This is a genomic window from Streptosporangium sp. NBC_01469 (assembly GCF_036227305.1).
In the GTDB taxonomy this organism is placed as follows: domain Bacteria; phylum Actinomycetota; class Actinomycetes; order Streptosporangiales; family Streptosporangiaceae; genus Streptosporangium.
Genome location: NZ_CP109465.1, coordinates 6,369,633 through 6,389,355 on the forward strand (window position 1 = coordinate 6,369,633; position 19,723 = coordinate 6,389,355).

Annotated in this window: 19 protein-coding genes; 15 read left to right on the top strand and 4 right to left on the bottom strand. The window is 71.7% G+C overall.

All coding sequences use genetic code 11. The annotated features are described in order from the left end of the window. Positions 1 to 44 precede the first annotated feature (44 nt). On the top strand, positions 45 to 1,163 hold the full coding sequence (locus tag OG587_RS27915; RefSeq protein WP_329080323.1) for a winged helix DNA-binding domain-containing protein: 1,119 nt from the start codon (positions 45 to 47) through the stop codon (positions 1,161 to 1,163). A gap of 202 nt (positions 1,164 to 1,365) precedes the next feature. Here OG587_RS27915 and OG587_RS27920 read toward each other — a convergent pair whose 3' ends face one another. Beyond that, positions 1,366 to 2,349, bottom strand: a complete 984-nt coding sequence (locus OG587_RS27920) for an NAD(+)/NADH kinase (protein ID WP_329080325.1) — start codon at positions 2,347 to 2,349, stop codon at positions 1,366 to 1,368. A gap of 317 nt (positions 2,350 to 2,666) precedes the next feature. Between OG587_RS27920 and OG587_RS27925 the strand changes: the two genes are divergently transcribed. The 3 genes from OG587_RS27925 to crcB are packed head-to-tail and all read left to right on the top strand — an operon-like array spanning position 2,667 to position 3,924. After that, positions 2,667 to 3,206, top strand: a complete 540-nt coding sequence (locus tag OG587_RS27925) for a fluoride efflux transporter FluC (protein ID WP_329080327.1) — start codon at positions 2,667 to 2,669, stop codon at positions 3,204 to 3,206. Beyond that, the gene (locus OG587_RS27930) at positions 3,203 to 3,541 is read left to right on the top strand and encodes a DUF190 domain-containing protein (RefSeq protein ID WP_329080330.1); all 339 of its coding nucleotides are present in this window, start codon (positions 3,203 to 3,205) and stop codon (positions 3,539 to 3,541) included. The genes OG587_RS27925 and OG587_RS27930 overlap by 4 nt, the downstream gene beginning before the upstream one ends. Then, on the top strand, positions 3,538 to 3,924 hold the full coding sequence (gene crcB / locus OG587_RS27935; RefSeq protein WP_329080332.1) for a fluoride efflux transporter CrcB: 387 nt from the start codon (positions 3,538 to 3,540) through the stop codon (positions 3,922 to 3,924). Before OG587_RS27930 ends, crcB begins: the two co-directional genes overlap by 4 nt. Positions 3,925 to 4,048: 124 nt before the next feature. On the opposite strand, the gene OG587_RS27940 is transcribed toward crcB, so the two are convergent. Continuing rightward, positions 4,049 to 4,690 (bottom strand): TetR family transcriptional regulator, encoded by a 642-nt coding sequence (locus tag OG587_RS27940; protein WP_329080333.1) that lies wholly within the window; start codon positions 4,688 to 4,690, stop codon positions 4,049 to 4,051. A gap of 151 nt (positions 4,691 to 4,841) precedes the next feature. Here OG587_RS27940 and OG587_RS27945 point away from each other — a divergent pair, with 151 nt between their 5' ends. Continuing rightward, positions 4,842 to 6,368: an MDR family MFS transporter gene (locus OG587_RS27945; protein WP_329094039.1), complete on the top strand. Its 1,527-nt coding sequence runs from the start codon at positions 4,842 to 4,844 to the stop codon at positions 6,366 to 6,368. A gap of 103 nt (positions 6,369 to 6,471) precedes the next feature. Here OG587_RS27945 and OG587_RS27950 read toward each other — a convergent pair whose 3' ends face one another. Together OG587_RS27950 and OG587_RS27955 are read right to left on the bottom strand one after the other, a co-directional pair. Next, positions 6,472 to 8,187 carry an FAD-dependent oxidoreductase gene (locus tag OG587_RS27950; protein WP_329080335.1) on the bottom strand — a complete coding sequence of 572 codons (1,716 nt, stop codon included), beginning with the start codon at positions 8,185 to 8,187 and terminating at the stop codon, positions 6,472 to 6,474. 188 nt (positions 8,188 to 8,375) lie between these two features. Beyond that, the gene (locus OG587_RS27955; RefSeq protein WP_329080337.1) at positions 8,376 to 9,203 is read right to left on the bottom strand and encodes a nitroreductase/quinone reductase family protein; all 828 of its coding nucleotides are present in this window, start codon (positions 9,201 to 9,203) and stop codon (positions 8,376 to 8,378) included. Positions 9,204 to 9,977: 774 nt separating this feature from the next. Here OG587_RS27955 and OG587_RS27960 point away from each other — a divergent pair. From OG587_RS27960 to OG587_RS28005, 10 genes are all read left to right on the top strand, one after another. Beyond that, complete coding sequence (locus OG587_RS27960; protein WP_329080339.1) at positions 9,978 to 10,796, top strand: NAD(P)H-binding protein; 819 nt, start codon at positions 9,978 to 9,980, stop codon at positions 10,794 to 10,796. Between the two features lie 184 nt (positions 10,797 to 10,980). Further along, positions 10,981 to 12,477, top strand: a complete 1,497-nt coding sequence (locus OG587_RS27965; protein WP_329080342.1) for an alpha/beta fold hydrolase — start codon at positions 10,981 to 10,983, stop codon at positions 12,475 to 12,477. Positions 12,478 to 12,484: 7 nt separating this feature from the next. Continuing rightward, entirely contained in the window at positions 12,485 to 13,714 is a 1,230-nt protein-coding gene (locus tag OG587_RS27970) for a sensor histidine kinase (RefSeq protein WP_329080344.1), read from the top strand. Then, complete coding sequence (locus OG587_RS27975) at positions 13,711 to 14,370, top strand: response regulator transcription factor (protein WP_329080345.1); 660 nt, start codon at positions 13,711 to 13,713, stop codon at positions 14,368 to 14,370. The genes OG587_RS27970 and OG587_RS27975 overlap by 4 nt, the downstream gene beginning before the upstream one ends. 85 nt (positions 14,371 to 14,455) lie before the next feature. Then, the gene (locus tag OG587_RS27980; protein ID WP_329080347.1) at positions 14,456 to 14,980 is read left to right on the top strand and encodes a PadR family transcriptional regulator; all 525 of its coding nucleotides are present in this window, start codon (positions 14,456 to 14,458) and stop codon (positions 14,978 to 14,980) included. Then, positions 14,973 to 15,635, top strand: coding sequence for an ABC transporter ATP-binding protein (locus OG587_RS27985; protein ID WP_329080348.1), 663 nt, complete (start codon positions 14,973 to 14,975; stop codon positions 15,633 to 15,635). Before OG587_RS27980 ends, OG587_RS27985 begins: the two co-directional genes overlap by 8 nt. Next, the gene (locus tag OG587_RS27990; RefSeq protein ID WP_329080350.1) at positions 15,632 to 16,996 is read left to right on the top strand and encodes an FtsX-like permease family protein; all 1,365 of its coding nucleotides are present in this window, start codon (positions 15,632 to 15,634) and stop codon (positions 16,994 to 16,996) included. The genes OG587_RS27985 and OG587_RS27990 overlap by 4 nt, the downstream gene beginning before the upstream one ends. 145 nt (positions 16,997 to 17,141) lie before the next feature. Further along, complete coding sequence (locus OG587_RS27995) at positions 17,142 to 17,279, top strand: hypothetical protein (protein ID WP_329080351.1); 138 nt, start codon at positions 17,142 to 17,144, stop codon at positions 17,277 to 17,279. 76 nt (positions 17,280 to 17,355) lie between these two features. Next, on the top strand, positions 17,356 to 18,450 hold the full coding sequence (locus OG587_RS28000) for a TOMM precursor leader peptide-binding protein (protein ID WP_329080354.1): 1,095 nt from the start codon (positions 17,356 to 17,358) through the stop codon (positions 18,448 to 18,450). Further along, the gene (locus OG587_RS28005; protein ID WP_329080356.1) at positions 18,447 to 19,706 is read left to right on the top strand and encodes a hypothetical protein; all 1,260 of its coding nucleotides are present in this window, start codon (positions 18,447 to 18,449) and stop codon (positions 19,704 to 19,706) included. Before OG587_RS28000 ends, OG587_RS28005 begins: the two co-directional genes overlap by 4 nt. The last annotated feature ends 17 nt before the right edge of the window (positions 19,707 to 19,723 follow it).

The following is a 19,723-nucleotide window of genomic DNA, read 5'->3' on the forward strand; positions in this document are numbered from 1 at the left end:
CGCCGTGGATACCGGCGGGCACTGTCGTGAGCAGACGATCGCGCGTGAACGGATGGAAGGACACCGTGGAAACCCTCACCCGGCGAAGCCTCAACCGGGCCACCCTGGAGCGGCAACTGCTGCTGCGCCGGGCGGACGTGCCCGCACTCACCGTGATCGAACGCCTCGTCGGCCTGCAGGCCCAGGACCCCGACCCGCCGTACGTCGGGCTGTGGAGCCGGATCGACGCCTTCGGGATCGATGATCTGACCCGGTCGCTGTACCGGCGGGAGGTGGTGCGCGCGACGCTGTTCCGGGGAACCCAGCACCTGGTCACCGCCGAGGACTACCTGTGGCTCCGGCCACTGCTGCAGCCCATGCTGGATCGCTGGCAGAAGGGCGCGTTCGGCAGGTTCACCGCCGGGCTGGACCTCGGGGAACTGGCCGCCGCCGCGCGGGCGATCCTCGGCCGGGACACGCTGACCAGGCCCGAACTCGGCAGGGCGCTGGCCGAACGGTGGCCTGGACGCGACCCCGCCGCGCTGGCCAGGTCGGCGCAGGGCCTGTTGCCGGTGGTGCACCCGCCGCCCGACGGAACCTGGGGACGGCGAGGCACGACTCCCTTCACGCTCGCCGAGCACTGGCTCGACCGGCCCCTGGCCGTCGAGCCCTCGGCGCGGGAACTGATCGTGCGATATCTCGCCGCCTTCGGCCCGGCTACGGTCAGGGACATCCAGGCGTGGAGCGGCATGACCCGGCTGAACGAGGTGGTCGAACCGCTCAGGCCCCGGTTGCGGGTGTTCAGGAACGAGGACGGGCGGGAACTGTTCGACCTCCCCGAGGCTCCGCGCCCGGACCCCGGCGTTCCGGCTCCCGTCCGCTTCCTGGCCGCGCTCGACAACGTGGTGCTCGCCCACGCCGATCGGACCCGCCTGGTGTCCGACGACCGGCGCGGGCACGTCATCGTCGAGGCGGCGGTGACCGTCGACGGTTTCGTCCACGGGCTCTGGAGCGTCAAACGGGACAGGGGCACGGCGACGCTGGTGATCAGGCTCTTCGAACCTCTGTCCGGGGCGGACGAGGCCGCCGTGACCGAGGAGGGCGCCCGCCTGCTGCGCTTCGCGGCCCCGGACGCCGGCGGCCACGACATCCGGTTCCACCCCGTCGGCGGCACCCTCCGGTAGTGCGCTGTCAGGTCAGCCTGTCGTGGCCGGCCGGGCTCGACGCCAGCGCGGACCGATCACCCAGCGTATCGACGTGTGGTGGGCCCACATCGCGGCCGTCGCGGCCGCCGCCCCCTTGGCTCTGTACGCGCCCGCGCACATCGATGAGTCCGCTACCGGCTCGCCGCATGGCCGGTTGGTGGTGGACCGGGCCGTTCGGCGGTCAAGCAGAGGGTGTCGGGTCGTCGGGTGGTGCGGTGGCCTGACGGCCGTCGGTTGCGACCTCGGCCCTGCGGCGCAGCTCGGGGGGAATCAGTTCCAACAGCTGATCCGGGCGCAGGGGCAGGTCGAGCAGGCTGAGCTTGACCCGGCTGCGGTTGGTGTGTTCGCCCGCGGAGAGCCTCACCACCTGCCCGGCCTCGGCGCGCAGGGTGACGCTCACCCCCTCGCCGTGCCCGAGTTCGCCGGCCGGGGTTCCGTCGATGTCGGCGGTGACGGGCGCGCTGTCGGCCGCCACGGTGAGCCGGACGTGATCGGCCGCGCCCAGCACGACCGGCCGGCTGATGCCGGACATGGGGGCGACCGGGGTGATGACCAGAGCGCTGGACGACGGAGACAGGATCGGGCCGCCGGCCGCGTAGTTGTAGGCGGTGGAACCGGTGGGGGTCGAGACGACCACGGCGTCGGCCCGGTAGTAGCCGTATTGGAGACCGTTGACGGCCAGATCGAGGGAGACGGCCCCGGCGCGGGACGACCGGCCCAGCACCAGGTCGTTGAAGCCGGACCTGGTCGCCAGCCGCGTCTTGTCGGCGTCCACCCGCAGGGCCGCGTACTGCTCGATGGTGAAGTCGCCGGCCGTCAGCCGCGCCAGCGCCGAGGGCAGCTGAGTCGGGTGAACCTCGGCGAGGAAACCCAGGTTGCCGTGGTTGACTCCGAGCACGGGTACGGGCCGGCCGATCATCAGCCGCATCGCCCCCAGAATCGTGCCGTCGCCGCCCAGGGCGATGAGACCGTCCGCTTCGGCCACGAACCGAGCCTCGGGGACGACCTCGACCTCGGCCGGTACGCGGTCCCGGTCGATTTCGCGGGCGAGCAGTCGAGAAGCGCGGCGCCGGGAGGTCTCGACGATCGTGTTGATCGACCGGTCCACCTGCTTGGTCGGATGAAGCACCAGACCGACCGTGCTCACCTGCGGCTTCGGATCCATGCCCTCACTCTAGGTCGATCCCAAGGGCGACGGTCCGGCCTGGGCGCCTGCATCGGATCTTCGGAACCGGGGGCGGGGCCGGTGGGGCTCCCGGCGATATTCGAGTCCCGCGACCACGGGCCTCGGAGAGTGGGCGTACGGGTGATCGTGAAACGGCCGCGCTAGGCTGAGAGGCGAGGATCCCACCGATATCGGGATTCCGCGGCGGTGGGGCCCGCCGCTCCCAACCGCGGCACCCGCTGCCGCCAACGGTCCCTACCCGTGACAGGTCGTGCCCGCGCAGCCAGGCCGGGCGTCCACCACGTGTAGGGAGAGGCATGCGTCCGGACCAGGTGAGGTTCACGGTGGCGACCGAGCCCGTCGACCCCGACATCGATCTCGACGCCGATCCGCCCGCCGCGCGCGGGCGTGGCACGCCGCGTCGTTCGCACCACGCCGTCCTGGCGGTGATCGCCGCCGGTGGCGCGATCGGTACGGGTGCCCGCTACGGCGCCGCCCTGCTGTGGCCGACCGGGGCCGGGTCCTTCCCGTGGACCACGCTGGGGGTGAACGTGGCAGGTTGCCTGCTGATCGGGGTCCTCCTGGTCGCGCTCACCGAGGCGTGGACGGCGCCGGCCTGGATGCGGCCGTTCCTGGCCACCGGCGTGCTGGGCGGCTTCACCACCTTCTCCACCTACTGCCTGGACATCGAGCGCCTGGTCTCCGGTGGCCGGATCGGCCTGGCGCTCGGCTATCTGGCGGCGACGGTCGTGGCGGCCCTGGCCGCGGTGACGGCCGGCACGTGGACCACCCGCGGGTTCCTGGCGAGAACGAGGAGAACGGCGAGAAGGGCGAGAACGGGGAGGAGAGCGCGATGATTCCAGCCGGACGGGCACTGAGGTTGACGGTCTTCGTCGACGACACCGACACCTGGCGCCACCGACCCCTGTACACCGAGATCGTGCACCGCGCCCACGCCGCGGGGCTGGCCGGGGCGTCCGTCTTCCGTGGCGTCGAGGGCTTCGGCGCCACCTCGACGGTGCACACCACCCGTCTGCTGTCGATGGCCGACCACCTGCCGGTGGTTGTCACGATCATCGACACCGAGGAGCGGATCCGCGCCTTCCTGCCGCGGCTGGACGACCTCCCCGCCGAAGGGCTGGCCATCCTGGACGAGGTCGAGGTCGTTCACCGGGGCGGGTCGCCGACGTGAGCGGGCCGCAGGGCTGGCTCGCGGTGCTGCTCGGCGGTGCCGTCGGGGCGCCGCTGCGCTATCTGACCGACCGGGCAGTGCAGGCCCGCCATGACACGGTCTTCCCCTGGGGCACCCTCGCCGTCAACGTGATCGGCTCGCTGATCCTGGGCGCCCTGACCGGGGCGGCGCTGTCGGGGGCGGTGGGCACCGGCGTGTACCTGCTGCTCGGCACCGGTTTCTGCGGGGCATTGACCACGTACTCGACGTTCTCCTACGAGACGCTGCGGCTGGCCGAGAGCGGCGCGCTCCTCTTCGCCGCGGCCAACGTCGTCGCCTCGATCGTCGCCGCTCTGGGGGCGGTGTTCGCCGGACTCGCCCTCGCCCAGATGATCTTCGCGTGACCTCGTCCCCCGGGAGATCCCGGACGCGTCCGGTCCAGGGGACGCGGGGGATGGCCGGCTCGCGGTGCCCGGCATCGGCCGTGGTCGTTCAGCCGAATTGTCATGATCGGCGGTGTCGGTGGTGTCAGCCGTCCCGCCGGGTGGGCGGGTCCATGTCGAAGGGGCGGGCCATCTCGTCGAGGACGTCGTCCATGATCTCGACCAGGGGACGGGACTCCTGCTCGTCGGTCCACATGTGCGTGGCGATGCGCATCGCGACCAGGAAGGCCGCGGCCATCACCCGGGGGCGTGTGGCAGCGCCGTCGTCGCCGTCGTCGCCGTCGTCGCCGCAGTCGCCGCGTTCGGCGATGACCTGGGCGAGCTCGCGTTCGAGGTTGGCGTGGCTGGCCAGTTGCCTGGCCAGGAGTGAGGGGTGCCTCTTGGCGAGCCTGGCGCGGATCGCCCACTCTCTCTCCGGCCCGCCCACCTCACCGTAGGAGTCCCGGACGGCCCCGTGCAGTGCCCGCCAGGCCGACTCCTCGGCGGGGCGGGTGCGGATCCGCTCGACCAGGAGGCGGATGCGCTGCTCGTCGCCGTAGAGCAGGGCGTCCTCCTTGCTGGCGAAGTAGTTGGAGAAGGTCCGCCGCGAGATGTTGGCGGCGTCGGCGATGGCCTCGACGGTGACGTGCTCCAGGCCGTGCTCGGCGGTCAGCCGTAGGGCGGCCTCGTGGACCGCCTGCCGCGTCTCGGCCTTCTTGCGCTCGCGCAACCCCGCTGTGATCTGCATGACGTGAACAGCCTACTGCCCGGCTAAGTGTGCCCAATGCGCAAACTTGCCCAGTGGGCATGTATGTTGTCACGGTCTGTCCTAATTGCTGGTATTTATTCGGAGGTTGTGCGTGAGCACACAAGCGGTCGCGCCACCCGGCGCGGAGCCGATGAGCCATCGCGAGATTCTCGAAGCGCTGAGCGGCCTGCTGCTCGCCCTGTTCGTGGCGATGATCAGCGCCACGATCGTGTCGGTGGCGCTGCCGGAGATCATCGGCGCGCTCGACGGCACCCAGTCCCAGTACACATGGGTGGTCACCGCGTCGCTGCTCGCCGCGACCGCGTCCACCCCGGTCTGGGGCAAGCTGGCCGACCTGTTCAGCAAGAAACTGCTCATCCAGATCTCCATCGTCATTTTCATGCTCAGCTCGCTGGCCTGCGGATTCGCGCAGAACACCGGCCAGCTCATCGCCTTCCGCGCCATCCAGGGCCTCGGCATGGGAGCCCTGCAGGTCCTGGTCCAGGTCGTCATCGCCGCGATGATCAGCCCCAAGGAGCGGGGACGCTACAACGGCTACCTCGGCGCCGTGATGGCCGTGGCCACCGTGGCGGGCCCGCTCCTCGGCGGCCTGATCGCCGACACCTCGTGGCTGGGCTGGCGCTGGTGCTTCTTCATCGCCGTGCCGTTCACGGCCGTCGCCTTCCTCCTGCTGCACAAGACGCTCCACGTGGTCACGGTCCGGCAGCCGGACACCAAGGTCGACTACGCGGGCGCCACACTGATCGCCGCGGGCGTGAGCGTCCTGCTCATCTGGATCACCTTCGTCGGCAACTCCTTCGACTGGATCTCCTGGCAGACCGCGGCCATGGTCGGCGGCGGGATCGTGATCCTGGCCGTCGCGGTGTGGGTGGAGTCTCGGGTCAAGGAGCCGATCGTGCCGCTGCACATCGTCCGCATGCGCGACCCCGCCCTGGCCATCCTGGCCAGCCTCGCGGTGGGCATGGCGATGTTCGGCGGATCGGTCTTCCTGGGCCAGTACTTCCAGATCGGCCGGGGCTACAGCCCCACCGAGGCCGGGCTGCTGACCATCCCGCTGATGCTCGGCGTGCTGCTGTCCTCGGCGGTCTCCGGTGCGCTCGTGTCCAGGAGCGGCAGCGTCAAGCCGTACATCGTGGCGGGTTCCGTCGTGCTCACCGTCGGCTTCCTCGGCCTGTCCGTGATCGACCACGAGACCTCGCTGCTGCTCGTGTCGGCCGGGATGCTGCTGGTCGGCATCGGTGTCGGCATGTCCATGCAGAACCTGGTGCTGGTCATCCAGAACGTCGTCCCGCTGCGGGAGCTGGGCGCCGCCAGCGGCGCGATCACCTTCTTCCGCTCGCTGGGCGGCACGATCGGGGTCTCGGTCCTGGGCGCGGTCCTGGCCAACAGGGTGGCCACCGGCATCGCCGAGGGCTTCCAGAAGGCGGGCATCCAGCCGTCCGGCTCGGGGGGCAGCACCCTCAACATCCAGGCGCTGCCCGAAGCCGCGAGGACCGTCGTGCGCGTGGCGTACGGCGACGCCACGGGACACATCTTCCTGATCTCCGCCGCGATCGCCGCGGTGGGTGTCGTCGCCGCGCTCTTCCTCAAGCCGACCAGGCTCCGGGACAGCCTGGACCTGCCGGAAACCCGGGAAAGCGGCGCCGTGGCCCGCTGACCCGGGCGAGAGAGGGCGCCGCGACCCACCGCCCGAGCCTTCCCAGGCCAGGCGGCTCGCCGGGCCGCCCCAGGGCACGTCACCGTACGGGACCCGGTGTCGTTCAGCCGTTCAGGCGCCGGACCTTGAGGGCGTTGTCCGTGCGGGTGGTGGGCCGTCCCTCGGGGTCGTTCTGGATCCGCTCGTGTTCCTCGCAGAGCAGCACCTCCCACTCCCCGTTCGGGAGCGCAAGGGACTCGAGGACCTCCTCCGGGGTGGGGAGGTGCACGCCGGGATGGGGATTCCGCTCCCAGGAGGGGAACCCCGCGTGCCCGACCACGAGGAGCACCCCGCCGGGCGCGACCGCCGAGGCGGCGGTCCGCAGGATCTTCTCGCGTGGCATGTCGCCGAGGGAGTGCAGGAAATGGGCGGAGACGAGATCGAAGACGCCGTCGGGGAAGGACGCTCCCAGGTCGTGCCGCTGCCAGTCGATCCGGTCGGCGACGTCCGCCGCCGCCGCGTGCCGGGCCGCGCGGTCGAGGGCGACGCCGGAGATGTCGGTCGCGGTGACACGCCATCCCCGCCGCGCGAGCCAGATCGCGTCGGCTCCCTCACCGCATCCCAGGTCCAGGGCGGTGCCCGGCTCCACGCCGGTGATCTCGCGGACCAGGATGGTGTTGGGGTTCCCGCTCCAGATCCGGTCGCTTCCACCGTAGCGGCGGTCCCAGAACTCCTCGTCCGAGACGGGGGCGTCCGCCGGGGCGCCCTCCCGGGGGTCTGCGTGCGCGTGGTTGTGCCGGCCGGCGGCGTCGCGGGCGGAAACGCCGTCGCGGCGGGCGGCGACGGCCCGGCGGGTCTCCTCGGCGACCAGGTCGGCGTTGATCGCCGCAGCGGCCCGCCCGCCCGCGGCGGCGGCCCCGATGACCTGCTCGGTCAGGGCGGTGACGTTTCCGGCCACCCACACCCCGGGCAGCGCCGTCGCCCCGGACGGGTCGGCGGCGACGTAGCTGCCGATCACATGTCCGCCCATCTCCTGGTCGGTCGTCTCCAGGCCCAGGCCGGTGAGGACGCCGGAGCGGGCGGTGAAGCGAGGGGTCACCACGAGGGCCTGGCGGGAGATCACCCGGCCGTCGGCCAGGCGTACGCCGGTGAGCCGGTCGTCCGCCACCTCCAGCGCCGTCACCCGCCCGTCCACCACGGCGATGTCACGGGCGGCCAACCGCTCGTACTCCTCGTCGCCGAAGTCGCCGGAGTCGCCACCCTCGGGCGCGGTGTGCAGGAAGAGGGTCACGTCCTCGCTCCACTGCCGCCACAGCAGGGCCTGGTGGACCGCGAGCGGTCCGGTGGCCAGGACGCCGATCGCCTGGTCGCGCACCTCCCAGCCGTGGCAGTACGGGCAGTGCAGGACCTCGCGCCCCCAGCGCTCCGCCAGGCCCGGCACCTCGGGCAGCTCGTCGACCAGGCCGGTGGTCACCAGCAACCGGTCCGCCACGACCGCGGACCCGCCTTCGAGGACGACGCGGAAGCCCCCGGCGTCCAGGCGCTCGGCCGCCACGACCTCACCCTCGACGATCTCGCCGCCGTAGCCGGTCACCTCCGCGCGCCCCAGGGCCGCGAGCTCCGCGGGGGGCACGCCGTCGCGGGTCAGGTAGGAGTGGACATGGGACGCCGGAGCGTTGCGCGGCCGGCCCGCGTCGATCACCAGCACCGAGCGCCGTGCTCGGGCCAGGGTCAGCGCCCCGCTCAACCCGGCGGCGCCACCGCCGACGACCACGACGTCGTAGCGCCGTTCCGCACCCGCGGGGGTGGCGGTCACGGTCTGTTCCGCTTGTACGGTCATTTGTGATACCTCCGTTCACCGCACATGGTCCGCCCCCTCCTCGGAATTCGGCAAAATTACTTGCCGAATCAGCAACAGGGGACGAAGGACCCGGAACAGCGGGCGCGCGTGCGTGCCACTCGCTTCCTCCGGCACGTGACTGGCGTACCGGCGATAGTGGCCGTCACCGGTACGCGGGCGGGGGGCTCTTACGCGTCGAGGATCGGGATCAGCTGCTCCTCCTCGTAGGTCAGATGCCTTTCGAGCTCGTCCGTGAGCCGCTCGACCTCGGAAAGCACCAGCGGGGGATCCGCGCCCTCGGCGGAGATGACCTCCCGCAGCTCCTCGATGAGGACCGCGATCTTCTCGTGTTCCCGGCCCAGCCGCTCCAGGGTCGGGGTGAGTTCGGGATGGCGCCCGGCGAGGAAGGGGAACATCGCGATGTCCTCACCGGTGTGATGGTTGTGCAGCCCCTGGCAGAGGGTCAGGCAGTTCACCCGTAGCTGGGCGCCCAGTCCGGGACCCGACTCGGTGACCTCCTTGCGGATCAGGGAGAGTTCCCGCCGGAACATGTCGTGGATCAGCTTGAGAGTCTCGCTCGCCGACGACGCTTTCGGCGGCCCGTCCACGGCCTGCTTGAGGGCGACCACCGGGATGACACGGGTCGTCTTGGCCTGGTAGTCGGCCCACCCCGGGTCGGCCTCGGCGGCGCGGGCGAAGAGGCGGTCTCGTTCGGCGCCCTCCAGGACGACGGCCCGCGCCTCGTAGGTGAAGATGCCGTCCTCGACCGTGACGAGAGGATTGGCCACCAGGTTGTGGAACCAGGCCGGGTGGTTCGGCGCGCCACCGGCCGAGGCGATGACCAGGACCCGTTCGCCGCCGTCGGGAAGGTAACCGAGCGGGGTCGTGCGCCGGGCGCCGGACCGCGCCCCGACGGTGGTCAGCAGGAGCAGCCGGGCCCCCTCGAAGGGGCCGCCGACCCGCCCGCCGTTGGCGCGGAACTCCTCGATGATCTGCTGGTTGAAATTGATCGGCATTCTCTGTTTTCTTCTCCAGGATTGATGGTCCCGCGATTGTTCGCGGGCATGACGAAGGACCGTCCGATGAGCAGGACGAAATCACCACGGGGCGACCGCGACCGTGGTGCGGGAAATCAGGAAAGGCACGCCGGACAACCGGCAGGGTCGGCGATTCACCGCCGGGGCCGGTTCATGAATGGCGTGAAAGCCACGGCGACCGGCGACGACCGGCACCGCGAGAGCACGTGGGTATCACGCGGAACGTGGAAGCCACTGGAACGTGGAAACCACAGGCGGGAGCCACACGGCACGTGGAACCCCACACGCGAAGGCCACACGGCACATGGAAACCATGGGTGGGACCTGGGGAGGGGAATCCACGGAGAAACGTCGCGCCGAACGCGCGGAAGGAAAGAAAAGGGGGGCCTCTGGCCCGCCCGGGGCTCACGCCTCGGCCGGGTGCCCTACTCGCTGTTGGCCCAAGGCCGACCCGGCAGTCACAAAATCAACCGTAGTGCTACAAACGCATCAAGGCAACATCGCGTTTCCCGGTCGCTCCGATTTCCCGGCATTTTGATTTCCCCGCACTCCGACGAGAACCCCGTGTCCCCGAGGCCGGGCGTCGCGGGTGCTTCGCCCGGATGCCGGCGATCACATCACCGGGCACCTCCATAGGGAGAGGTCGTCGCGAGACTTTCGCATATGAATCAAAGACATATGAGCATTGGCCGTCTTGGAAGCTCCTCCTACGGTTGGCCATCAGTGAAGATCTTCGATGGAGAGGGGCACCCGATGCGGCCACGGATTCTGGTCACCGGAGCGACCGGCACGGTGGGCCGGCAGGTCACGGCCCAGCTGGTGGAGGCCGGGGCGGAGGTCCGTGCGCTGGCCCGCGAACCGGCCGGTCTCCCCGCCGGGGTCGAGGGCGTGCGCGGCGACCTGTCGGTTCCCGGCTCCCCGGACGCGGCCTTCGGCGGGGTCGAGGCGGTGTTCCTGCTCTGGCCGTTCGCCTCGGCCGACGGCCTGGAGGGTGTGCTGGAGGCGGTGGCCGGGCAGGCCCGCCGCGTGGTCTACCTGTCGTCGGCGGTCGTGCGTGACCACGAGCGGCGGGCCGAGCGGCTGGTCGAGCGCTCCGGGCTGGACTGGACGATCCTGCGACCGCACGCCTTCGCCGCCAACACGCTGCGCTGGGCCGGCCGGATCCGCGCCGAGGGCGTGGTGCGCGAGCCGTACGGCCGGGCAGCCATGGCCCTGGTGCACGAGCGGGACATCGCCGCGGTCGCGGTGCGCGCCCTCACCGAAGGCGGGCACCACGGGGCCGTCTACGAGCTGACCGGGCCGCGATCGCTGACCCAGGACGAGCAGGTACGGGTCATCGGCGAGGTGATCGGCCGGCCGGTGCGCTGGGAGGAGGCCACCCCCGGCAGCGCGCGGCGACGGATGCTGGCCCGCGGCTGGCCGCCCGCGGCCGTGGACGACGTCCTGCGCGCCCAGGCCGCGATGACCGCCGGTCCGGCGACGGTCACCGCCACTGTGCGAGAGGTCACCGGGGACCCGGCGCGCACCTTCCGAAACTGGGTGGCCGAGCACGCGCACGCCTTCCGCGTGTGACCGGGTGGCCGAGCACGCGCACGCCTTCCGCACGACCCTCGCGACGCCGCCGGACCCGCCGGTGTGACGGTCGTCGCCACGGGTTCACCTTCCGCCGGGCGGTCGTCCTCTCCTCCTCGTTCCACCGCGGGGATATGCCGGACGGCAGATGTCCCCGTGGGGCTTCTCACGCGAGGTTTGTTCCATGGCAATCACGAGAACCTTGGGTGGAGCGCTGGCCGCTCTCGCCCTGGGGATGACGACGGTGGTAACACCGCAGGCCCCGGCTCGGGCGGAGAGGACCACATCCCAGGTCCGGCCCCTGACGTGGGCGGAGTGCGGGGACGGCATGGAGTGCGCCAAGCTGACCGTACCGATCGACTGGAAGCGGCCCGGCGGCCGGAAGACCCTGGTGGATCTCGCCAGGCTGCGCGCGTCCGACCCCGCGCGCAGGCTCGGCTCGCTCGTGGTCAACACCGGCGGTGGTGCGACGATCCAGTCCGTGCGGTCCATGCCCGCGGTGGTGTCGGAGCTGACCACGTGGTTCGACGTCGTCCTGATCGACCCCAGGGGCATGGGTGACCGGGGCAGTTCCTCGCTCGTCGAGTGCGCCACACCGCCACCGGACCTCACCGGGCTGATCCTGCGGCCCGGGAAGGGGGGCTGGCGCGCGCACGCGCGGGCGAACGCCGCCTACGACGCCTCCTGCCGCGAGGCCGCGGGGGCCGCGTACGCGGGCCTGACCTCCTGGCAGGTGGCGCACGACCTCGAAGCGCTGCGGCGCGCGCTCGGCGAGCAGAGGCTGCGCTACCTCGGCAACTCCTACGGCACCGTGTACGGCCAGGCCTACCTGGAACTGTTCCCCGCCACGGTCGGCCGGATGGTGCTGGACGGGGTCGCCGACCACACCCGGACGTCGCTGGAACGCTGGCTGCTGGACAACGCGCTCACCGAGGAGCGCCAGCTCGGCCGCTTCCGTGACTGGTGCGCGGCCGGATGCGCGCTGGGGGAGCGGGACGCGATCGGGGTGTTCGACGAGCTGCTCGTCCGTGCTCGCCGTGCGCCCCTGCCGGCCGGGGGCGGGATGGTGGGCGGGATGGTGGGGGAGCGAGAGTTCCTCGTCGCGGTACGGGAGGGGCTCGCCCCGCCGAGATGGCCGGCCCTGGCGGTGGCGCTGCGCGAGGCGGCGGACGGCGACGCCACGGGCCTGGCGAGGTTGCTGCCGCGCCCCTTCGACGGCCCCGGTTACACCTCCGGGGCGATGCTGTGCCACGACTTCATGCCGCGGGTGCCCGGCTACCGCGACTTCCTGGCCGTCGAGTCGCGCCTGCGCGCGGCCGCGCCGAGGATCGGCTGGATCCAGGGCCGCTACCAGCTCGCCCGCTGCCTCGGCATGGGCAAGGGCCCCTCCTACCCGCCGCACCCGCTGCGGGTGGAGGGCGTGCCGCCGGTGCTGATCTCCATCGGCGACACCGACGACAACACCCCGAACCTCGCCGCCGAGCACATGGCGGCGCAGCTTCCCGGAGCACGCGTGGTCAGGCACGGTGACGGGCACGCCGCGTACCTCATGCAGGGGGCCTCGGGCCTGGGCGTCACCTGCCTGCGACGACACGTCCATGACTACCTGACCGCCGGAGCGCTGCCCCCTCCCGGGGCGCGCTGCCCAGGCGACCTGGTGGCTAGGATCCCCCGGGGGTGAGCCGACCGTGATCGGAGCCTGGCGGGCACTGCCCGCGCTCGTCCAAGACGCCGTACTGGCGGCGATGACGACGCTGGTGACACTGGGGGTACCGCTGCTGGGCGGCGCCGCCCCTGGTCAGGGCGGCCTCACGCCCCTGTGGGGGGTGCTGGTCTGCGCCGTGTGCGCGCCGCTGGCCGTACGCCGGCGACTGCCGCTGGCGGCGGCGCTGGCCTCGGGCGCGGCCGTCCTGCTCGCGATCGCGCTCGGTGTGCCGCAGGTCGGCGCCTGGGTGACGGTGGCGGCCTTCGGCTCGGCCGCCTATCACCGCGACCGGGGACGGCTGCCGCTCGCGATCGCCGCGACCTGCTGGCTGGTCGTGCTCGACCTCATGCTGACCGGGATGTCCTCGCGGCTCTCCCCTCTGCTCACGGCGGTGGCCGCCGGACTCGCCCCGGTCGCGCTCGGCCATGCCCTGCGCCTGCACCGCGACCGGACCCGGCACCTCGCCCTCGTCGAGCGGGCGCGGGAGCGCGCCCGGATCGCCCGCGACGTGCACGACGTGGTGGGCCACCACCTCAGCGCGATCCGTCTGCAGGCCGTGGGGGCGCGGCGGGGCACCCCCGCCGACGCCGACCACGCGCTGGAAGTGATCGCCGAGATCTCCGCCACCGCGCTCGGGGAGACCCGGCGGCTGCTCGGCCTGCTTCGCGACGGCGATGGCGACGGAGGTGGCGACGGTGGCGGTGGCAATGGCGGCGAAGGCGGCCACGGTGGTGGCGACGACGATGTCGACCTCGGTTCGCTGGTCGCACGCCTGTCACGCCAGGGGCTGCGCGTGCGGCTGCACGGTGACTCCCTGCGGGATGGGGTGTCGTCGCGGGTGCGGCACACGGCGTACCGGATCGTGCAGGAGTCGCTGACCAACGTGATGCGGCATTCGGGGGCCTCGCGGGCCACGGTGCGGGTCGACAGGGGGTTTCGGGCGGTGATGGTCGTCGTGGAGGACCGGGGGCGGCTACTACCGGGCGGTGCCGCCGTACCGGAGGGTGGCGGGGTGCGGGGGATGCGCGAGCGGGCGGCGCTGCTCGGCGGCACGCTCACCGCGGGGCCACGTCATCCCCACGGCTGGCGGGTGACCGCCAGGTTGCCCCTGGAGGGGATCCGCACGAGGGAAGAACGCGATCGCCCCGGGGCCGCGGGGCGGCGTGTCCCGAGCGCCACGGGCGGTCATACCGAGGGAAGGGCCCGCCGGTGAGCATCCGCGTGATCGTCGCCGACGACCAGGCGCCGACCAGGGAGGGACTGCGCCTGCTTCTTTCCTCCGAGCCGGGCCTGGAGGTCGTGGCGGTGGCGTCGGACGGGTTCGAGGTGGTCGAGATGGCCAGGCGGCATCGGCCCGATGTGGTACTCACCGACATCCGCATGCCGCGCATGGACGGGCTGGGCGCGATCCGCGACCTGGTCGCCCTCGACCCCGCCCCCGCCGTGGTGGCGTTGACCACCTTCGACGTCGACGAGTATCTGTTCGGCGCGTTGCAGGCCGGCGCGGTCGGGTTCCTGCTGAAAGAGAGCGATCCCGATCTCCTCCTCGACGCGGTGCGGGTCGCCCACGAGGGTCATGGGCTGGTGGATCCGAAGGTGACGCCCCGCCTGCTGCACCGCTTCGCGGCCACCTCGCCGCGCCCGGCCACCGGTGAGCTGGCCACGCTGACGCCGCGCGAGACCAACGTGCTGCGTCAGCTGGCCGCCGGGGGCAGCAACGCCGAGATCGCCCGGGAACTGGTCATCTCGCCCGGTACGGTCAAGGTCCACGTCGAGCGGATCCTGGCCAAGCTCGGGCTGCGGACCCGGGTGCAGGCCGCCGTCTACGCCCACCGGTACGGCGTGGTCACCTGGGTGGATCCGCCGTAACCGGCTTTCGTGATCCGAACGTCGCGCAGGATGATCGATGGCCAACTATTCGCTCAGTGTATGTATTGAATGTATAGTCTCGGCCATGTCGACCGGACACGTGATGCTCGGGCTGCTCGCGGAGCGGCCCAAGCACGGGTACGAACTCAAACGCGAGCACGACCAGCGCCTGCCGGGCGCCAGGCCGCTCGCGTACGGACAGGTCTACGCGACACTGCAGCGCCTGCAACGGGACGGGTTCGCCGAGGTGACGGAGACCGTGCGGGAGAGTGGTCCTGAGCGCACGGTGTACGCGATCACCGAGGAGGGGCTGGCCGAGCTGGCCCGATGGCTGGAGCAGGTGGAGGCGCCCGCGCCACACGTGTCCAGCACGCTCGTCTCGCGCGTGGTGGTGGCCATCGTGGCCGGTGGCGCCGCCGACGGCTACCTGGTCAGGCAGCGCGCCGCCCATCTGGCGCGGATGCGCGAGCTCACCGCGGAGCGGGCCTCGGGGTCACCCGCGCAGGCGCTCGCCGCCGACTACGCGCTCCAGCACCTCGACGCCGACCTGCGCTGGATCGAGACGGCCATGGAACGACTCGCGGATCTTAAAGAGGAGATCGATGCTTGAGGCACGTGCGTTACGCAAGACCTTCGGCCGGACCGTCGCACTGGACGGCGTGTCCATGGAGATCGGCGACCGGGAGATCGTCGCGATCACCGGGCCGAGCGGCTCCGGCAAGTCCACCCTGCTGCACTGCCTGGCCGGGATCATCCGTCCGGAGTCGGGGGAGGTCCACCTCGACGGGCGGCGCGTCGACACCCTCGACGAGGCCGGCCGGACGAAACTGCGCAGGCAGAGCTTCGGTGTCGTCTTCCAGTCCGGCCGGCTGGTCCCCGAGCTGACCGCGGAGGAGAACGTGGCGCTGCCGCTGCTGTTCAACCGGCACGGGCGCCGGGAGTCGCTGCTGGCCGCCCGCTCCCGGCTGGAGAGACTGGACGTGGCCGACTGCGCGGCCCGGCGGCCCGGTGAGCTGTCCGGCGGCCAGCTGCAGCGGGTCGCCGTGGCCCGCGCGCTGGTCACCGGCCCGCGGGTGGTCTTCGCCGACGAGCCGACCGGCGCGCTCGACTCGCTGGCCGGGGAGCGGGTGATGGACGAGCTCGTCGGCACGGCGCGCGCGGACGGCACCACCCTGGTGATCGTCACCCACGACAACCGGGTGGCCGCCTACGCCGACCGGGAGATCGCGCTGCGCGACGGCAGGCCGACCGGGGTGACCGTGTGATCGCCGTGATGCGGATGCTCGCCAGGGGCGGGTCGCGCCGTGAGCGGGTACGGGGGCGTCTCATGACCGCGGGGGCGGCGCTCGCGACCTTCCTGCTGTGCGTGGCGACGAACCTGCTGGCGTTCGGCCTCCGCTTTTCGGTGCACCCCGAGGGCTACCTCGTCGAGACGCCGATCGAGTACCTGGGCTTCTTCTCCGGCCGGGACGCGCGGCTGATCACCGCGCTGGCGCTGGCGCTGCTGGTCGTGCCCACCATGGCCTTCCTCCACCAGGTGAGCCGCCTGGCCGCCGCGACGAGGGAACGGCGGCTGGCCGCGCTCCGGCTGGCCGGGGCCACCCCGCGCGAGGTGCGCCTGCTTGGGGCGTACGAGAGCGGATGGCGGACGCTGCTGGGCGGGGTGTCCGGCATCGCGCTGTACCTGGCGGCGAACCTGACGCTGGCGTTGTCGCTGGAGGGCGCGGTGCCCCTGGTCCCGCCGGTGCAGATCCTGGCGATCCTCGTCGCGGTGACGCTCGCCGGGACGCTGTCCGGGCTGACGGCGGGGCGGCACGTGGTGACCTCCCCTCTGGGCGTGGTCCGGCGGACGCCCCCGGCCGGTCCCAGGGCGCTCGACCTGGTGCTGGTCGCGGTGGGCGCCGGGCTGCTCGTCGCCGGGCTCACCGGCAAGGGCAAATTCCCCGGCGGCCCGTACGCCGCGGTGCTGTCCATGACGGCCGGCATGGTGCTCCTGCTGTTCGGCCTGGTCCTCGGCGCCGCGTGGCTGATCAGGGCGGCCGCCCGGCGGGCCGGCCGCCGCACCGGGGTGGCGGAGACCCTGCTGGCCGCCCGGATGGTCGAGGCCGATCCCCGGGGATGGGCCCGCGCGCTGTCGGTGGTGGGGCTGACCGTGTTCTTCGGCTCCGGGGTCGGCGCCCAGCAGGGGCTCATTCTCTTCCGGGGCGGCATCGATCCCTCCGAGGGGGTGGGCTATCTGCTCGTGGACCTCGCCCTGCTGGTCGCGCTGGTCACCTCGGCCGCCGCCCTCGTGGCGCACCAGGCGGCGGCCCTGCTGGATCACCGGCACTCGTTCGCGGCCCTGGCCGCCTCCGGGATACCCGGTCCCGCGCTGGGCCGGGTCCTCACCCGGCAGGCGCTCATCGCGGCGCTGCCGGTGTGCGGCGTGGCCGCCGTCGCGGGGGTGGGAGTGGTCGTCTCGTCGCTGTGGGACACCTACCGCGAGACGCCGGAGGCGCTCGCCGTCGCCGCCGCCCGGGGGGTGCTCATGGTGGGGATCGGGGTGCTGGCCGCGATGCTGACGGCGCGGGCCGCCCGGCCGATCCTGCGCCGGACGCTGCGGCCCGAGGGACTCCGGGAGGAGTAGCGTCTCGCCCCCGCTCGGCCCGGCCGGAGGCACCGGCTCTGCGCCGAACGGGTACAGGCTGGTGTGATTTCTGGAAATTTGTCTTACATCTTGGTGACTCTCTACGTAAGATCACTTGTACGGGGCGCACCTTACTGTGCCGCAGATGTCATTCCAATCGGGAGGCAACATGCAGAAGGTGGATCAGGTCGGCGACGACCAGAAGACGACCAAGAAGATCAAGCTGGAGGTCAGGCGGCTGGAGAAGGTCGAGACGACCGTCTGGCGCGAGGGCTCCGGCTGATCCAAACGGTTAGGTGGCCGGTCAGGTTCGGCCTGACCGGCCTTTTCATGTCGTCGGCATGACCTGAAGGGTTCTCGTGCACTTCCCCTGTATCAAGTCCGTCCACCAGCCCCTGGCCCTGCCCGGTGATCGCATCGTCGTCGGCCTCATGCAGCAGGGCATCTCCTCGGAGATCCAGGACGGCGAGGACGGCGCCATCGCCAGGCTGATCGTCCTCATGGACGGCACCAGGACGGTCGACCAGATCTGCGCCGCCTTCGCCGAGACGCATCCCGACACCGACGAGGAGGACGTCCGCGAAGTGATCGCGGGGCTGATCCAGAACGGGTTCGTCGAGGACGCCGGGGCGCCGCTCCCGGACAACCTCACCTCGCGCGAGGCCCTGCGCTACGAACCGGCCCGGAACTTCTTCTCGTGGATCGACCTCACTCCGCGCAGTTCCCCGTACGAGATCCAGTCCAGGATCAAAGACGCCAAGGTCTCCCTGCTGGGCATCGGCGGCACGGGCTCCGCCGTGGCCGCCGGGCTGGTCTCCAGCGGCATCGGAGCCCTGCACGTCGCCGACTTCGACCACGTCGAGGAGTCGAATCTCACGCGGCAGCTCCTGTACACCGAGCAGGACGTCGGCCGGCCGAAGATCGAGGCGGCCGTGGACCGGCTGAGCCAGATGAACAGCCTGGTCACGGTGACCGGCGGCGACGTCAAGGCGGGCGGAGTCGATGACATCGCTGCTCTGATGGAAGGTCGCGACCTTTTCGTCCTCTGCGCGGACGAGCCGCGTCCGGACATCATGTTCTGGACCAACGAGGCGGCGCTGCGTACCGGCACCCCGTGGTTCGTCAGCTTCTACACCGGCCCGATGGCCGTCATCGGCTCCCTGATCCCCGGCAAGACCGGATGCTGGACCTGCCTGCGGCGGCAGGAGGACCAGCGCGAGTTCAGAGCCCAGGGCCGCCCGCTCACCGAGGGCCGCCCCAACGCGGTGGTCGCGGCCAGTGCCAACATCAGCGGGCACCTGTGCGCGCTGGAGATCCTGTACCACCTCGCCGGCCTGCCGACCCAGGTCCGCGGCCGGATCTTCCACTGGAACTACGCCATGTGGGACCACTCGTACTTCATCGACGTCCCCCACCACGAGGACTGTCCCACCTGCGGTTCCGGAACGTCGTGAGCGCCGCGTCGGTCACCGCCGACAGTCACGTCGGCTTCCACCGGCTGATGAGCCGCCCGGACGACGACGACCCGGAGGTGGCGGTCGTCGGCCGGTCGGAGATCGGAGAGTTCGTCGAGCTGCCGGCGGTCTACGGCGACGCGATCCGCCTGCTGGCCGAGGGGCTCTCCGTCCGCGCCACGGAGGAGCGGATAGCGGCGGAACAGGACGTGGAGATCGACGTCGCCGAACTGGTGGAGACCCTTTCGGAACTCGGCTTCGTGCACGCCGTCGACGGGCACCCCCTGCCGGATCCGGCCGCGGACGTTCCGCGCAGCCATTTCCGGGGGCTGACCGAGCGGAACGTGGCGTGGATCTTCAGCAGGCCGATGAAGGCCCTCTGGCTGGTCGTCGTGGGTGCGGCGCTGCTCACCCTCGGCACGCGGCCCGACCTGCTGCCGCACTACGCGGACTTCTTCTGGAGCGACTACATCGGCCTGACGGTGCTGGTCAACACCGCGATGGTGTCGGTCACGATCAGCGTGCACGAGCTGATGCACCTGACGGCGGCCCGGTCGCTCGGCGCGCCGGGGCGGATAGGCTTCGGCACCCGGCTGCACAATCTCGTGGTGCAGACCGACGTCACCGGGGTGTGGGGGGTTCCCAGGCGGTCCCGCTACCGGGTCTATCTGGCCGGGATGGCCGGGGACCTGTTCGTGATGGCCACGCTGACACTGCTGGTGGCCCACCTGGCCATGCCCGGAGTGGCGAAGGCCATCCTCCAGGCACTCGTCGTCTGCGTGCTGATGACCATTCCGTTCCAGCTCCAGGTCTACATGCGCACCGACCTGTACTACGTCCTGCGCGACCTGCTTCGGGCCAGGAACCTCTTCGACGACGGCCTCTCCTACGCGAAGTATCTCCTCGGGAGGACCGTCGCGGCCCTGCGCCGCCGCCCCCATTCCGCCGAGGACCCGACGAGCGGGCTCGCCCCCCACGAGCGCCGGGCGACCCGGATCTACTCCGTCTTCCTCGTACTGGGAGCCACGGTCAGCCTCACCGCCCTGGCCCTGTACGGCGCGCCGATCGCGATCGCCGCCGCGGTGCGCGCCGTGCTCACCCTCGCCGACGGCCTGGGCGGCGGGCCGCTGCTGCCCGCGCTGGATTCCGGGCTCTTCCTCCTGATCGAGGGCGCTATCCAGATCCTCTTCGTGGTGACGTTCATCCGGGGCCATCGGCACTGGTTCCGCCGGCGGAGTGCCGGCCGGGCCGGATAGACCGCGGCCCCGCGGCC

Bases quoted from the DNA above. Each gene is read 5' to 3' on its own strand.
- OG587_RS27920 (WP_329080325.1), bottom strand. From the start codon at position 2,349: ATGGATCCGAAGCCGCAGGTGAGCACGGTCGGTCTGGTGCTTCATCCG.
- OG587_RS27925 (WP_329080327.1), top strand. From the start codon at position 2,667: ATGCGTCCGGACCAGGTGAGGTTCACGGTGGCGACCGAGCCCGTCGAC.
- OG587_RS27930 (WP_329080330.1), top strand. From the start codon at position 3,203: ATGATTCCAGCCGGACGGGCACTGAGGTTGACGGTCTTCGTCGACGAC.
- OG587_RS27940 (WP_329080333.1), bottom strand. From the start codon at position 4,690: ATGCAGATCACAGCGGGGTTGCGCGAGCGCAAGAAGGCCGAGACGCGG.
- OG587_RS27945 (WP_329094039.1), top strand. From the start codon at position 4,842: ATGAGCCATCGCGAGATTCTCGAAGCGCTGAGCGGCCTGCTGCTCGCC.
- OG587_RS27950 (WP_329080335.1), bottom strand. From the start codon at position 8,187: ATGACCGTACAAGCGGAACAGACCGTGACCGCCACCCCCGCGGGTGCG.
- OG587_RS27955 (WP_329080337.1), bottom strand. From the start codon at position 9,203: ATGCCGATCAATTTCAACCAGCAGATCATCGAGGAGTTCCGCGCCAAC.
- OG587_RS27960 (WP_329080339.1), top strand. From the start codon at position 9,978: ATGCGGCCACGGATTCTGGTCACCGGAGCGACCGGCACGGTGGGCCGG.
- OG587_RS27965 (WP_329080342.1), top strand. From the start codon at position 10,981: ATGGCAATCACGAGAACCTTGGGTGGAGCGCTGGCCGCTCTCGCCCTG.
- OG587_RS27980 (WP_329080347.1), top strand. From the start codon at position 14,456: ATGTCGACCGGACACGTGATGCTCGGGCTGCTCGCGGAGCGGCCCAAG.
- OG587_RS27985 (WP_329080348.1), top strand. From the start codon at position 14,973: ATGCTTGAGGCACGTGCGTTACGCAAGACCTTCGGCCGGACCGTCGCA.
- OG587_RS27995 (WP_329080351.1), top strand. From the start codon at position 17,142: ATGTCATTCCAATCGGGAGGCAACATGCAGAAGGTGGATCAGGTCGGC.